This window comes from Bacillus haikouensis (assembly GCF_013179555.1).
Lineage (GTDB): Bacteria > Bacillota > Bacilli > Bacillales > Bacillaceae_B > Rossellomorea > Rossellomorea haikouensis_A.
The window spans coordinates 1-15,472 of sequence record NZ_JABMCR010000086.1 but is presented as its reverse complement, the minus strand read 5'-3'; the positions used below and the strand labels follow the sequence as shown (position 1 = coordinate 15,472).

Here is a 15,472-nt window from a genome sequence, read left to right as displayed (position 1 = left end):
TCCATAGCGGAAAATCTTCACCAGCAGAGGCGGATTGACCTGGGAAAGCCCCACCTTTGACAGCTTCTGAAAGGAAGTGATAGCTGCCTGCTTGTCTTCGGTCATTTCAATCGCGTACCGGTCTGCACGAGTTTCCTGATAACGGGAAATCCAGTTTGAAAACGGACTGACCGTGAACATCAGCATTGAAGTAATCAAGAGGAATAAAGGCAATGAACTAAGATTGGATACACTCGAGACCTTGATACCCTCTTTATAGTTCGCAACAATCCCCCTCATCAGCTTTGATGCCAGGAATAAACCGAAAAACGAAAGCACTAAATAAATGACAATTCCGATATAAATATGCTTTTCTACATAATGGGCCATTTCGTGAGCCATCACAAAGAGAATTTCTTTATCTGTGAGCTTATCAAGTGTAGTATCCCAAAGAACGATACGAGAATTTGAGCCCACTCCATTTACATACGCGTTAAGCGAATTCGTCTTTTCCGACATATTCACCTCGAACACATGATCAGCCGGAATCTTTGCTTTGTCAGCAAGAGTCAGGATCTTCTGTTCAAGTGCTTGATCTTTCAACGGATAGAAATCATTATACAAGGGATCGATCACGACAGGCTGTATGAACATCATGAAAATCGTAAACGGTACAGACAAAGCCCAGGCTGCCAGCCACCATCTATTCTTGAACCGCTTCATCAGACCATACAGAACAGAAACAATAATGAACATGATCAAATAATTCACCCAGAAATCCGTCAATTCATCCTTCATCCACATCGGGAATGTCTGGTTTGACATATGATAAGTCTTTGAAATTTTATACGAAATGAACTGCAGAGGGAAAATAGCAATAAATGAAGCAAGGGATAACCAGAACAAATAGATTCCGGTCTGAAAGAATCCGTTTTTCGTTGTACTTCTTGCCCATCTCTCAAATCCCCTCGAAACTCCGAGAATCAGGATGAGAAAATAGAACAGCCATTCATAGGGTGTAGACAAAAAAAACAACAAGTTCTTGATTTTCGAAAATTCCTCACTCAGCATGATTTCTCTTTCATTCATGAACGTCGAAGGATCAGCACTGCTTCCTTTATACGCGTCCGGCAATGTTGAATCCGCCAGAAAAAACAAATACACATATAATAATAACCCAAGCAGCAAATAACCCAATACCGCCCGGAATGCCCACTTTCTAACCAATATACTTCCTCCCTTCCTTCCTCTCTTACTATATGTAATACCTTGTCCTTATATTTAGAACAAAAAAAGCGGAGGCGGCTCGCCCAGAGACGACAAGCTTAAGACAGGGCAGCCATAAAGGCGCTCTTTGCCTTTTTGGATGGCATGGCTTATGTCTCGAGTCTCCAGCCGCCGGAGCTGGACATAGAAAAGCGGAGGCGGCTCGCCCAGAGACGACAAGCTTAAGACAGGGCAGCCATAAAGGCGCTCTTTGCCTTTTTGGATGGCATGGCTTATGTCTCGAGTCTCTAGCCGCCGGAGCTGGACAATAGAAAAACACAGGCGGCTTTTTCAGCTGCAATCTAAATCCAAATAAAAAAGCCACAGAGATGTGACTTTTTCTTTACATTAATAATACCGAATATAGAGATAAAATGGAAATCGCACCGATGACAACCATTATCACATTTGCTCCAAGAAAAGCGATGAGGAATGCTGAAGCGGTCCCCACCACCCCAAATAAGAGATCACCTTCCCTAATCAGTAAGATGCTAGGAAATATCAATGCTCCTAAAACCGCAAAAGGGACGTTTTTCAATACCCCTTGAAAAAATGGAGGAAGCTCTTTTCCTTTAAAGACAAGGAAAGGGAGCATTCTTGGAATATACGTGACCACTGCCATCCCGATAATCATCCACATCACTGTACTATGCATCCGTTCCTCCCCCTTTTCGTTTAATCATGACGACTGCTTCGACAAGTATGGCTGAAGCGAGTGTAGCCATCACAATGGACCATCCGTTCGAAAGGCTGGTTGTAAAGAGAAGGACACTGTTTAATGCACCTGCCGTCACTGCAAGAAACGTTACCTTGATGCTTTTTTTCATAGATGGGACGAGAAGTCCGACGAACATGGCATAAAGTGCGATCGTCATGCTTGCCTGCAGGAATCCGGGGAGAATTTCCCCGATGAAATATCCAATCCCGGAATTGATCACCCAGCTGCCGTAAGATATCAGAATCACTCCAAAAGCGAATCCCGTCTGTACTTTCCCCTCTTTCACACTAATGACGGTGAATGTTTCATCCGTAATACCAAATGCATACGTCAATTTTTTATACAGCACATCCTCCTCAAGCTTTTCACTCAGAGAAGCAGACATGAGGAAGTGACGGATATTCACGATAAATGTTGTAAGAATAATTTCCAGGATTCCCGTACCCACGGCGATAAGACTCAGCGATATGTATTGAGCGGCCCCTGCAAATACGAGCATGCTCATTAACACCGTTTCTGTAACAGTCAGCCCTGTGGTTTTTGCCAATAATCCAAAAGTGAGGGCTACTGGCATATATCCGATCGCAATACTTACCCCGCCCTGAAGCCCATGACGAAAATCACTAGCTTTTTTTGTTGAAAGCAGTGCCTCCACCTCTCCACATCCTTTATAATAGAAGTTAGTAACTATTTTAATAATTTGATAATTTATTATATTATACATATAGACGTTATAGTATACAAGAGAGGTTTTAAGAATGGATAAATTCCCTATACAAATCGGCGGTAACATAAGAAAAATCAGAAGAGAACGAGGGTTGAGCCTTGAACAAATGGCTGAATCCACAGGAGTGAGCAAAGCGATGATCGGTCAAATTGAACGGGGCGACTCCAATCCGACCGTGGCAATCCTTTGGAAAATTGCAAATGGATTAAAGGTTTCATTTTCTTCCCTTATCGAACAGCCACAATTGCAAGTCACAATCACTCATTACAAGGATGTGCAGCCTGTACTCGAAGACAATGGAAACTATATAGTCTACCCGATCTTTCCATTCGATCCTTTTAAAAAATGGGAAAGCTACCGTGTCGAGATGGTGGCCGGCTGTTCTTACCGGAACGAGGGACATCCCCCCGGAGTTGAGGAATATATCAGTGTGATAAGCGGAGAGATTTCGTTGAAGATCGGAGAGGAAACCTATGTATTGGATGCAGGAAGTTCAATACGCTTTGCGGCAGATTCCGGTCATCAATATATGAACCTTCACGATGAGACGGCCGTGTGCCAGATGATGATATATTATGGTAATGAATAAGAAAAACCTCCTGCCGGCAGCGGCAGGAGGTTTCCTCTAACAGAACGTATCCTTTGGTTTCGGTACGGATAATCCGAATAACGGTCTTAAATATAAAGCAAGAAAGGTCCCGGCCAAAGCCAGTATTCCCCAAATATAACCATGAAGACTGAAAGAGGCGATGCCTCCAAAGTATGCACCAATGTTACAGCCGAATGCCAAACGTGCACCGTATCCCATCAGCAGACCGCCAATTATGGACGCAGCAGCATTCTTACCAGTGATTTTATTAAAACGGAACAATCCACCTGCTGCAGAAGCAAGGAATGCACCAAGGATGACGCCAAAGTTTAATACTGTGGTTGAGTCAGCGAAGATTGACGCTTGGAGAGCTTCTGCATTCGCTCCGGTCCAGTAGCCCCAGCTTGCAACATCGACGCCGAACATGGCTGCTGTCTTTGATCCCCATAGGGCAAAAGCAGATGTAATCCCCCAAGGATTCCCCCTCGTCATAAGCGTCAGTGCATTTAACACAGCAAGCACGATTGCTGCAGCGAAAAGCGGCCATGAACCTCGGAAAATCCTTTTCCATCCTTGAGTAGTTGGAAGTGCAGCCATTTTCGGAGGATTTTTCTTCTTTTCAATTCGCAACGTAACCCAGGCAATGAAAGCGAATAATGCAATCGAAACGGCCCATGCACCGAAATAACCCAATCCAGTGGAAGTTGCCAAAGAAACCGGTGCAAACGAAGGCAATTCCTCCGTCCAGAACGGTAAATGAGCTGCCCCTACCGTAGCTCCTGCAATAAAGAACAGCAAGGTTATGAACATAACGGATCGTCCGCCGCCGATTGCATAAAGAGTACCTGAGGCACATCCTCCCCCTAGCTGCATGCCGATTCCGAACATGAAGGCCCCAACAAGCAGACTGACGCCAACGGGTGATACATACCCTGCTGCCTCACCGCCAAAGAAGGTATAACCAGTTGCCAGGATCGGTGCAAATAATGTAACAGCTACAGCCAGCATCAGCATATGTGATCTGAGCGCCTGCCCGTTCCCCACTGACATTACTCTCCTGAAAGCAGAAGTGAAGCCAAAACGAGCGTGAAATAACGTATATCCTAAAAGCAGACCAAGGACGAGCAGTACAGTTTGAACTATTTCCTGGGTGAACAATAAATAGATACCCAGAATAACTGCCGCCACAATCCCCCCGAATACGAAAGAAGTCTGCGGCCTGTTCAATTCAGCACTGCCTTTTTGAGGTCCTTTTGTTTCATCTATTGGTTGAACATAGCTTGCCATGCAAAACCCTCCTTAATCTGATTGATTTAGTTGGAATTTATTTTAATATACTAATAGATTTGGAGGGAGATGTCAAAATAAGTGATTGGAGAGGGAGGAAAGAAATTGAAGGATCCTGCTGATCTGGTCAAATTTGCTTGGGGGTGGAGGATACTTGGATAGTCGCTAGGGGACAGATTTTAGGAATAACCCGATTAGTGGAAATCTTTGTGGTAGACGGTTCCTTTGGTGGAACCTGTGGTTTTAAGGTTTAGGGAGTTTAATATGATTCGTGCAGTTTTAGAAGACTGAATACCAAGCAGATCTCTAAGTTCTTTATTTGTAATGAATGGCTTTAATAATAAGAAGTAATCCTCTATAGCTTGCTTATGCGCATGATAGGATGTGAATTTACACCTTTCGCAGTACCAAATCCTGGGTATCCTTTCCATCTTCCCTAAGCAACTTTCACACTGAACTCCTCTAAAGAGTTCCGCCCCTTCAATGCCGTATTGTTTCAGAATGTTTGTATAGGCAGGTTCGTGGCTGTTCAAAAAACATCTTTTAATTTTACTAATGTCTTTTTTGCTGGCTATTTCATTTGTATAAAGATTATTCAGTTTACTAATTTCACTTATTAAATTTTGGGCATGAATGATTTTGGTATATGGAGGTGAAAGTGTTTGACCTTTTGCCATTTTAAGTATCGTATTAGGATTACTGATCACCACTAGGAAAACGATTGGGGGCTTCACCAATTTATTATCATAAAAAAACCGCTGCAGAAAAAGCTTCTGTCGCTGCGCTTGTGAAATCGGATCAGTAAATCCAGTCTCAATACCATTGTAATGCTTGGTAAGCTGATTAAATTCAGGATCAATCATTAAAGTACCGGAAATGTTTTTAATTTCAAGGATTAAACAGTAAAATGGGGTAACAATCAACGAATCAATTTGAAAAAAATGAGGAGTCAATGGGAGTCTCAAATCATTAAAAATTAGATATCTTTTATCTGTCAGAAAACTCAAGTGGTAATCAACAGCCTTTTCGCCGTTAAAACCTGCTATTCTCTTCTTCAAATCTTGTTGTATAAGAGGCTCCTTAGAATGATTTTGTCTTAAATTCCTTAGTAAAGCTTCAATTTGTTTTATTTTCAACGGAATTACCCTCTCTCTTGCGAACAATGCATCACTCCTTTTAAATTTGTCTATGTATACTTCTCTAACTCTTGGAAAAATCCTCCTTTTTTACGAAGAAATGAGTATATAAATCTTAATTGGACCCTTTCCTAAATAATTTGTCCCTTCATCCGGATAATTCTTCCTTAATAAAAATTATTGCACCCTTGGTTTGAATAATAGTACCTGGGTTTCTATAATTAAGCCTTTAGTGTCGAACTTTCTCCTTCCCGGCAAACCCATCTTCAAACCCCTTAATTTGTCCACTCCCCCCTCCCAAAAAAATGCTATAAAAACACTAATCCCCATTCATGCCATCAACCAGCCAAGCCAGACAATCCTCCAAAACTCAATCAAAATATATGTTCTTTTCTCTTAAACCAATATCTGATTAAACCCCTAAAACCAAAATAAATAACCCGCCCAAAAGGCGAGCCATTTTACTAATTATCTATTCTTACCCTGACAATCGTCTTCAGTTTTTCAGGAGGATTGCAGAACGGCTGATTAATATAAATCTCCCTGAAATCATTTTTGATCTGGTGTTGTTCATCGCGGCAAAAAAGAAGGAGACTATCCTTCGATTCCTTTAAGTGATCGTAAGCTCCCGTATGAAGGGTTTGAATGGCGGTACCCCCTGGCTGTTTCTCCAATTCGAGCGGCACTCTCACACTTCTTTTCCTTTTTTCAAGCTCAAGAAGTGCCGTATGAAACATGTCTTCTGTAATGAGATCAGGAACCTGCATCATCGCTTTCCATGGGGATTTTTCCTGAATTGAAGGAGATGCAGCAGACCATTCCATTTCCAGGGGCATGAGCTTGAATTTATAGTCCAGGTCGAGCTTGGTCATATCTTTCAACCGATTTACCACCCTGGTGATGGACCAAAGGGCATCGCCTTCGTGCATGGCATAAACATCCTTTGGACCTTGACCATGTGCAGAGATGAAAGTCAGGTTGGGGATCTCCACAATTTGCGTCGTCCCTGATTTCATCTTATATAAATGAGTATGAACCTTTCTATGATCTGCTGCTTGCATATACCCTCGCCCCCATCCATTTTACACCCTGAAGACTTGCATTAACATTATTCGGCAACGTTTACTTCCCTTTGAATTCGGGTTTCCTTTTTTCACTGAATGCAAGTAGGGCTTCGACTCGATCCTCCGTAGGAATTGTGATTTCATACGCTTTTCTTTCAATTTGCAAGCCGGTTTGAAGATCCACGTTCATGCCGTTCTTCACTGCATATTTTGCCTGTTGAAGAGCAACAGGACCATTAGAGAGCATAGGTTCAACGAATGAATAGACTTCTTCTAGGAAGTTGTCTTTACTGACGATCCTTGTCACCAATCCAATTTCATGTGCTTCCTCTGAAGTCAGTCGCTTGGCGGTAAGAATCAGTTCGAGAGCTTTCGATTCACCGATCAGGCGGGGAAGGCGCTGCGTCCCACCGGCTCCCGGGATGATTGCAAGACTTGTTTCAGTCAGACCCATAGATGTTCCCGCAACCGCAAGTCGGAAATCACAGGCAAGCGCAAGTTCCATTCCCCCTCCGAATGCGTACCCGTTCATTGCAGCAATCGTAGGCTGAGGAAGAGTCGCAACAGATTGAAAAACTTCACCTATTTTATAAACGTTCCGAAGCACCTGCGCTTCAGTTAACGTTTTGCGCTCTTTCAAGTCAGCCCCTACACTGAATGCTTTCCGGCCGGTTCCGGTAAAAATCACAACGCGAATATCAGGATTGATGCGCAGTGATTCGACTACCTGCTGCAATTCATTTAACGTATCATAATTAAAGGCATTCATTGCCTCTGGTCGATTAATCGTAATAAGTGCAGTGTGACCCTTTTGTTCCAATAAGATAGATTCCACGTTTGTTCTCCCCTTTGTCTGTAAAGTTTCTCAGTATGTATCATTCGACAAAAAATGTGTAAACCCTTTCACAAAATAAAAAAGATGCCCAGTCACCAGAAACTGAACATCTCGTTTTTTAAGACTGCAGGACTTGCTCTTTCAATGCTCTCCTGAGAATCTTCCCAGTTGTGTTTTTAGGAAGTTCTTCCAGGAACTCAATATGAGAAGGAAGCTTGTACTTCGCCAAATGTTCTTTGCAATATTCCTTCACGGCTTCTTCTGTAAGTGAAGGATCATTTTTCACGACATAGCAGCTTACCGCTTCCCCCATTTCGGGATCAGGAACACCGATTACGGCAGCTTCCACGATTTGAGGATGATTATACAGAACTTCTTCCACTTCTCGTGGGTAGACATTGTAACCGCCTACTATGATTAATTCTTTTTTGCGATCTACAATATAGAAATAACCTTCTTCATCCATCCGGGCAAGATCTCCAGTAAATAACCAGCCGTCACGGATGGCGGCAGCTGTTTCTTCCTCCATCTTATAATAACCTTTCATGACGTTCGGCCCTCTGGCAATCAGTTCTCCGACTTGCCCGACAGGAACCTCATCTCCAAGTTCATCGACTACTTTATTTTCAATATTCATGACGGATGTGCCGATTGAACCAGGTTTTCTCGGGCGGTCAAGTGGGTTGAAGCAAGTGACTGGAGATGCTTCTGATAACCCGTACCCTTCTGATACCATGACATTGAATTTCTTTTCGAAGTTTTTCAATAGGGCAACCGGTAAAGAAGCACCGCCTGAAATGCATAGGCGCAGAGAAGATAAATCTTCCGGGTTTCCTTCTGGAAACTGATACAGAAAATTGTACATGGTAGGGACACCTGCAAACAAAGTCGGCTGATATTCTTTTGAAAGCGCGAAAATATCTTTAGGGCTGAAGCGTGGAACAATTAATAATGTAGCACCTGTCATCAAAGGTGCATTCAAGACGACTGTCAGACAAAATACATGAAACATCGGCAGTGCGGTGATGACCCAGTCTTCTTCATTCATCTTAAGGTAACTTCCTACATCCATTGCATTTGAGTATACATTCTTGTGTGTAAGCATGGCGCCTTTGGGCTTTCCTGTAGTGCCGGAAGTGTAAAGGATAATCGCAACTTCCTCTTCATCCAATTCTGGTCCTTTGAACCCTGAATCACCATTTGATAAAATTTTTGTAAACGATTTCAATTTAGGGTTTGCTGAAGAAACTTTTTCAAGATCAATCCCTTTTGCCCGTTCATCACCCGATTCACAAAGAATGAAGCTTTGTACCTCAGGCAGCAAATGCTGCATCTTTTCAATTAATGGGAGCAGCAGATCAAGTGTAACAATCGCTTTTACATCACCGTTTTTCAGGATGTAGCCGATTTCATCCGGTGTATAGATCGGATTAACAGGAATGACCTTCAATCCGAGACGCAAAGCCCCATATAGGCCGATGACGAAATGTGGTGAATTTCCAAGTACGAGTGCGATATGATCTCCTTTTTTCAAACCAGCTCGTTCTAAGCCGCTTGCAAACTTGGATACGGCTCCATTCAACTCTCCGTACGTACTGGAGGTACCGAGGAAATGATAGGCAGGTTTGTCCCCTTTTACTGACGCAATCTGTTCTAACCGTGCTGAAATGTTAATAATGATCCCTCCCCTTCCTAAAATGAATGAATAGTCATTCATCTAATTATTAAAAGTATTCAAAATATATTTTATATAAAGAATTCTATTAATACAAGTACTCCGCATGATTATTCTATTGATGGTAAAAGAAAGACTGCCTGCTTGGGACAGTCTTTCCATATATGACGTTATTTAGTTTCAGCGAAGATAGAGTTTGAAATCAGTCGAAACAGATAATCTGTATGGTCCCGGAAAGACGGCTCAAGGCCAATGAACATGACATCACCATCCTTCACCATGATCGGGTTGCCCTGGGCTTTTTCCCTTCCTTTCCAGTGACCTGCAATAAAGAAGTCTCCGCTGTCTTTATAGCTTGAGAGTACTTCCTTGTTTTCAGTATTTGAGTACCAGGTCGGCTGATAGACAAACCCGAGGTCTTCTGGTTTATATCCAGCCGTATAGGTTGAATTTCCGTGGGTCAGTTGAACGATGCCGTTGCTGTTGGATCCGCCGGTTTCAACTTTCACATCACTGAGCCCGAGCTGAACAGTTGCTTGTGAAGCGCCGGCCCCGATTGCAAGATAGTTTCCGCCATCCGCTACAAATTCCTTTACATTTGCTTTAAAAGCCTCATATTGTTCTGCATCTTTCAATCCGAACTCCTGATTTGGAGTACTATTTTGATAAGAAATCAGGTTGGTACGTCCGTTGTAGATGAATACATCGGTTTCTCCCAATCCTTCTTCAGCAACCTGCCCAGGAGTTTTTTCCGTTACGTTAAAACCGAGTCTCTCCAAGGCTAGTCTGGATCCGGAGTGGGACTGAGCCTTATTCAGGCCGCCATCCTTGAGAATCGTCACTTTTTTAGCTTTCACTTCCTTTGCGTCTGCAGGGATCTGCTTAGAAGTGATCGTTACTGCGGTGTCTTTAACAAGATTTTGCAGTTCAGCTTTTGCTTCACTATCAGCATATAATGTACCGTCGTTTCCTCTAAATAGGGTGCCGCCATTAGTCAGGAGATGATTGGCGACAGCGATTGACTTTACTGAGGTATTGGGAATCGCAAATGGTCCTTCTCCGATCACTTCTCCTTGTGGATGAAGTGTTCTGACTTCATTTGATTTAACATTCAGTTTCTCGTCACTGGCTACTTCGATTGCTTCAAAGCCCCATAATTCTGGAAGGTTCCAAGCTGAGATATCATACATACTCGGCGTATCTTCCGTAATATCTTCCCCATCCCAAAGCATAGTATTGGCAAGGCCCGCCTTTGCTTGGTCCATCGGCACGATGTATGTGCCTCTAGGATAAGTCACACCGTCATACGTAAACTCTTTTTTTGCCGCTTCTACAGAAATATCATTATCTTGAAGGTGCTCTACTGCTTTTTGAGTAGCAGTCCGATCTTGTACGTCATTAGGTAAAATATATGCAGATGGGAAATACCCTTCTTTGTGGAATGGATGATCGAATTGTACGCCCCGTTTAAATACTTCAATTTGATCCTTTACCATTTCTGTCTTGTTTTCACTAGCGTAACTTAACGCCCCCATCACTGCATCATAGGTCCACTGTACACCGTCCCAGTCATTTGTCGGTGCTTCAAGCGTGAAGCCGTATGCTCCGTGATACATTGCATACATCGGAGTGAAGATCGGCGGATAATCGTCCCATCCTGCCGAGTCATCACGCTGCGGGATATATGTACCTTCCATATTCTGATAATCCACCTTGGAAGTTTCAGTATTCGTATTTTCATAATTAGCCTTGTTGCCTACAATACTTGCTTCCATTGCTTCCGCCTGACTCATGGCCCATTTGGAATACAGATCATATTCATAGTTTGGATTATGGGGTGGCGTGCATGGTTCGATCAGACCAGGTTTCGCCGGACCGCCGTATCCCTTCACATACCCATGAAGATCAAGGAATACCATCGGGTTCCATTCGGTGATTAAATCTACCATATGTTCTGTTTCGGGCTGGGATTGAGTGATGAAGTCACGATTAAGATCAATCCCATTGCCATTGAAACGGGTTGCGCTAATACGCCCATCCGGATTCGCCACAACGTTAAAAATTAAAATGTGCTCATTTAAAATCGTTTTTGTCTGCTCGTCATCATCGGTTGCGAATCGTTCAATTAATTGAAGGACGGCGTCGGTACCTGCAAATTCAGTACCGTGGATAGAACCATTTATCATTACTGGAACTTTTAAATCGGGATGTTTATCGATGAAATCCTGGGCTTTTTCAGGAGATTTGATCATCTTTTTGCGAAGTCCCTTATAATGTCCGAATTTCCCTTTTGCGGAAGGATCGGAAACTGTCACCACATACATATCTTGACCGAGAGCAGACTTCGTTTCACTCTTTTCAACGGAAATCCGGCTGCTTTCTTTTGCAAGCGCATTGAGCTTTGCTTCTATTTGTGAGTATTTTACAAAATTATAATGCTCACTGTTAAATAAACTTTTTTCTTCCTCAAAATGTTTGTTCTGAATGACCGTTTGAGGAGATTCGGCCAATATGTTGAGAGGGGCGGAAGCCAGCAGTGTAAAACTAGCAATTCCTGCAATGAACTTGTTTTTCATGTATGTACCTCCAAATAATGTAATACTATAATGATAGAATAATAATTCAAAAGGGTACATAAATATTTAGTTCTAAATTTATTGTGGTAGAATCCTACCACTTTTCATTATGACCGGTTTACAGGGAGTGCAAATAAGTCTACTCCCATCAGCGAATCAGCCATATATCGCTGTTGAGTCACAATACAAAAAAAGTGCCCCCCATCCGGGAGCACTTTACACTCTCTTATATTAATACACAAGTTCAACAAACTCTTCTTTTGTTACATTGCCAAAGTAATGTTGAATATCCATCCCTTCCAATGCTTGTGCGATTTCCTTACGTTCATATCTTGTACCAGCAAGTTTATTTTCAATGTCTTCTACATTTCCTACACCAAAAAAGTCTCCATAGATCTTACAGTTTTCAATCAGGCCCTTGTTTACTTCCAAACGGACATCGATTTGTCCTACCGGGAAGCGGTGGGAATGCTGCAGATTAAATTTAGGAGATTTTCCATAATTCCAATTCCAATTTTGATAACGTTCCTCGGATAACGCATGAATGTTCGTCCAGTCCTCATCGGTAAGAACATACTCTTCTACATCGCTTCCATCAAAAATAAAGTCAAGGAGTGTCGAGCGGAACTTTTCTATTGTCATTTTTTCTGTAAGGAATTCTGATATATTGGCCACTCGGCTGCGGATCGATTTGATTCCTTTTGATTCAATCTTATCTTTTTTAACTTTAAGAGCAGACACGACGTTCTCCATTTCAGAATCGAATAACAAGGTTCCGTGGCTGAACATGCGTCCTTTTGTGGAGAATTGGGCATTTCCTGAGATTTTTCTTCCTTCTGCAAGCAGATCATTTCGACCGCTAAGTTCAGCCTTGACACCTAGCTTGTTTAAAGCTTTCACAACGGGTTCAGTAAACTTCTGGAAGTTATGAAAGCTTTCACCGTCGTCTTTCGTGATGAAACTGAAATTCAAGTTGCCGAAATCATGGTAAACCGCACCGCCTCCTGAAAGGCGTCTCACTACGTGCAGACCCTCACTCTCCACATAATCTGTACTTATTTCTTCAATTGTATTTTGATTTTTTCCGATGATGATGGAAGGTTCATTGATATAGAAAAGTAAGTAACTTTCGTCAATATCCAGGTTCTTCAATGCATACTCTTCAATTGCCAGATTGATTCTCGGGTCAGTGATTCCTTTATTATCAATAAATAACATCTTAATCCTCCTAAATGATGATTTCCATATCCTGTTTGGCGAGCTCTATGTCCCCTTTATAGATTGTTTTCGCTTCAGAGACCAATTGTTCAAGATCTCCGAAATGTGGAAGATGAGTGAGGATGAGCTTCTTAGCCTCTGTTTCATAAGCAAGCTTTCCTGCATCCAGGCTTGTCATATGGCCGGCACCGGAAGCGTCCATATCCCCATAGAAATTACACTCACAAAGAAGCAGATCGGCATCTTTACCAAATTGGACAAATGATTTTTTGAAAGCGGAATCAGCTGTGTAAAAAACGGATCTCCCATCCGCTTCGATCCTCATACCGTAACATGTGACAGGATGTTTGGTCTTCACAAAAGACACAGAGAAAGGACCGATTGTCAGTTTAGACTGTTCATTGTAAGCCTGAGCCTTCATGAAATTCCTATATGTAAGAGAACGGAATCCATGGGCATCTTCTTCATGGGCATATACAGGGAGAGTACCTTTTGATTTACCCATGTAATACTGAATTAATAATGCATGCTGAAGTACTCCGATATCTGCAATATGATCAGGATGATAATGGGAAATAAGTAAGGCATTCAGTTCTGTGGGATCTATATGTTTTTGCAGATGGGAGAGCACCCCGCTCCCGCAATCGACTAATAATCTAAAGCCATTGTGTTCAAACAGATACCCAGTGCTGGCTTCGCCTGCCTTCGGATATCCACCCCAATGGCCGATAATGGTCAGCTTCATTTTGAACCTCCCGGGCGGAATTTTTCATACAAACTTACTATACTTCATTTTGCCTATTTTTTCATTTTTCCCGCCCATTTTTGAATAAATCATTGACGGGTTTCATACTGTTATAATACAATATAGTAAATTAACACACCAGTTATATAACACGAACAAATGACGGGTGAATTTAAATTTACGGAGGGTGATTAACATGGTAAAAAATATTATGGAATTCTTTCGAAATTTGCCGCCTAAGTCTTGTGCACAATGTGGGGAAACAATTGAAGAGCAGCATGAATGCTACGGTATCTATTGCGAAAAATGTACAACTGATCATGAATATTAAGAACAATTAGGGTATCCAAATGATGATGTGCCAACTGCCGGACTCATAACAAAAAGAAGGCTCTCGGGTGAGAGCCTTCTTTTTGTTATGAGTCCACTTCAATCTTTTCCATTGTGTGCTCGTGAATGTCACTGCCTTTTGTTACATGTACCTGCACATTATATGTACCGCTTTCATGAAAGGCATAACTGGTTTCATATCCACCCGCTCCTGCTTCTTTCAGATCGACCCAGTCATGCTTTTCCTGACCTTCTTTAAAAATCTCCAGTCTGACTTCCGCTTCTTCCAACTCTGTTTCTTCATGTTTGACGTGGACTTTCATCTCGGTTTCTTGATTAGCTTTGATTGTGTCTGCTTTCACTAGGTGAATAGATACGCTGCTTTCCTCATGGCCATCGTGATCTCCATTACTTTCTTCAGAGTGTCCATGTGACTCTGCTTCACCGATTTGAATCTCTGCTTTTGGCATTGTATGCATATCACGCGCTGTCACGTGTACCTGTACGGTATACAGTCCGTCTTCTTCGAATGTTTTTTCTGCTTCATAGATACCGTTTTTCTCATTCTTTGCTTCGATCATTTCACTTTTTTCTTTTTGTCCTTCTTTCCACACCTCATATTTCACTTCACTTGCATCTTCTACTTTTTCTTCACCATGTGTGACAACTGTAGAAAATACAACTTTTTCCCCTTTATCACTTTTTTCAGGAACGTCCAAATTCACCTGGATCGGCTCAAGCTTTTCATCTTGATCTGATGCATTATTTTCATTTCCATCTCCACAAGCTGAAACGATTAACGAAAACATGGTAATAAGTACGAAAATAGTAAACTTCCTTAACATATTAAACTCTCCCTTACACTATCATTGATTCATACAGTTCCATTATAGACACATCACAGATTAGTATACACCTGACGAATTCAAAAAGGTTTGTCCATATTATGAATGTAAAAGCGGCAGGAATGCCCCGCCGCTTTTTTCTATGCTTCAATCGATTTTGTATAGTGCTTCTTGAATAAACCCATGAAGTAAATGGAGGTTATTGCTATAAAAACAACGAAGTAGCTTAATAGAATGAATATATTCTGCCACATAAACGCAAAATCACCACTGGAAATGACCGCTTTGAACGCAGCGACTGAATATGTCATCGGCAACAGAGCACTGATTGGCTGAAGTGCAGATGGAATCAATTCCAATGGGAACGTTCCCGCACTCGTCGTTAGTTGAAGAATCAGGATGATGATGGCAACAAATCGTCCCGGATCTCCCAATATTGTCACAAGCATCTGAATCAAAGCCAAAAAGGTAAGACTTGTGAA

The 15,472-nt window shown here is 42.1% G+C and carries 15 protein-coding genes; 2 read left to right on the top strand and 13 right to left on the bottom strand.

Going from position 1 to position 15,472, the window contains the following annotated elements:
• The 3 genes from HP456_RS10345 to HP456_RS10335 all read right to left on the bottom strand — a co-directional run.
• Positions 1–1,206 (bottom strand): M48 family metallopeptidase (locus tag HP456_RS10345; protein WP_172250697.1); only part of this gene is annotated, 1,206 nt, incomplete at its 3' end.
• Between the two features lie 382 nt (positions 1,207–1,588).
• A complete protein-coding gene (locus HP456_RS10340; protein ID WP_172250695.1) occupies positions 1,589–1,900 on the bottom strand; it encodes a branched-chain amino acid transport AzlD family protein in 312 nt (103 codons plus the stop codon).
• Positions 1,893–2,618 carry an AzlC family ABC transporter permease gene (locus HP456_RS10335; RefSeq protein ID WP_312857750.1) on the bottom strand — a complete coding sequence of 242 codons (726 nt, stop codon included), beginning with the start codon at positions 2,616–2,618 and terminating at the stop codon, positions 1,893–1,895. The genes HP456_RS10340 and HP456_RS10335 overlap by 8 nt, the downstream gene beginning before the upstream one ends.
• Before the next feature lie 103 nt (positions 2,619–2,721).
• Between HP456_RS10335 and HP456_RS10330 the strand changes: the two genes are divergently transcribed.
• Positions 2,722–3,279 (top strand): helix-turn-helix domain-containing protein, encoded by a 558-nt coding sequence (locus HP456_RS10330; protein ID WP_172250691.1) that lies wholly within the window; start codon positions 2,722–2,724, stop codon positions 3,277–3,279.
• A gap of 36 nt (positions 3,280–3,315) precedes the next feature.
• On the opposite strand, the gene HP456_RS10325 is transcribed toward HP456_RS10330, so the two are convergent.
• The 8 genes from HP456_RS10325 to HP456_RS10290 all read right to left on the bottom strand — a co-directional run bounded on the left by HP456_RS10325 (position 3,316) and on the right by HP456_RS10290 (position 13,815).
• Positions 3,316–4,566, bottom strand: a complete 1,251-nt coding sequence (locus tag HP456_RS10325) for a YeeE/YedE family protein (protein ID WP_172250689.1) — start codon at positions 4,564–4,566, stop codon at positions 3,316–3,318.
• Between the two features lie 194 nt (positions 4,567–4,760).
• Positions 4,761–5,729: a nuclease-related domain-containing protein gene (locus HP456_RS10320; RefSeq protein ID WP_172250687.1), complete on the bottom strand. Its 969-nt coding sequence runs from the start codon at positions 5,727–5,729 to the stop codon at positions 4,761–4,763.
• 437 nt (positions 5,730–6,166) lie between these two features.
• Positions 6,167–6,763, bottom strand: a complete 597-nt coding sequence (locus HP456_RS10315) for a hypothetical protein (RefSeq protein WP_172250685.1) — start codon at positions 6,761–6,763, stop codon at positions 6,167–6,169.
• A 61-nt stretch (positions 6,764–6,824) separates the two neighbouring features.
• On the bottom strand, positions 6,825–7,601 hold the full coding sequence (locus tag HP456_RS10310; protein WP_172250683.1) for an enoyl-CoA hydratase-related protein: 777 nt from the start codon (positions 7,599–7,601) through the stop codon (positions 6,825–6,827).
• Positions 7,602–7,719: 118 nt separating this feature from the next.
• Complete coding sequence (locus HP456_RS10305) at positions 7,720–9,276, bottom strand: fatty acid--CoA ligase family protein (protein WP_172250699.1); 1,557 nt, start codon at positions 9,274–9,276, stop codon at positions 7,720–7,722.
• Positions 9,277–9,446: 170 nt separating this feature from the next.
• On the bottom strand, positions 9,447–11,852 hold the full coding sequence (locus HP456_RS10300; protein WP_172250681.1) for a M14 family zinc carboxypeptidase: 2,406 nt from the start codon (positions 11,850–11,852) through the stop codon (positions 9,447–9,449).
• A 231-nt stretch (positions 11,853–12,083) separates the two neighbouring features.
• Complete coding sequence (gene lplA, locus HP456_RS10295; RefSeq protein ID WP_172250679.1) at positions 12,084–13,070, bottom strand: lipoate--protein ligase; 987 nt, start codon at positions 13,068–13,070, stop codon at positions 12,084–12,086.
• A 10-nt stretch (positions 13,071–13,080) separates the two neighbouring features.
• Entirely contained in the window at positions 13,081–13,815 is a 735-nt protein-coding gene (locus HP456_RS10290) for an MBL fold metallo-hydrolase (RefSeq protein ID WP_172250677.1), read from the bottom strand.
• Positions 13,816–14,011: 196 nt separating this feature from the next.
• Between HP456_RS10290 and yhfH the strand changes: the two genes are divergently transcribed.
• Positions 14,012–14,146: a protein YhfH gene (gene yhfH, locus HP456_RS10285; protein ID WP_172250675.1), complete on the top strand. Its 135-nt coding sequence runs from the start codon at positions 14,012–14,014 to the stop codon at positions 14,144–14,146.
• An 85-nt stretch (positions 14,147–14,231) separates the two neighbouring features.
• Here yhfH and HP456_RS10280 read toward each other — a convergent pair whose 3' ends face one another.
• Both HP456_RS10280 and HP456_RS10275 read right to left on the bottom strand, forming a co-directional pair.
• The gene (locus tag HP456_RS10280; protein WP_172250673.1) at positions 14,232–14,990 is read right to left on the bottom strand and encodes a FixH family protein; all 759 of its coding nucleotides are present in this window, start codon (positions 14,988–14,990) and stop codon (positions 14,232–14,234) included.
• Between the two features lie 140 nt (positions 14,991–15,130).
• Positions 15,131–15,472, bottom strand: a 342-nt coding sequence (locus HP456_RS10275; RefSeq protein WP_216663238.1) for a YhgE/Pip family protein, incomplete at its 5' end; no start/stop codon positions are given.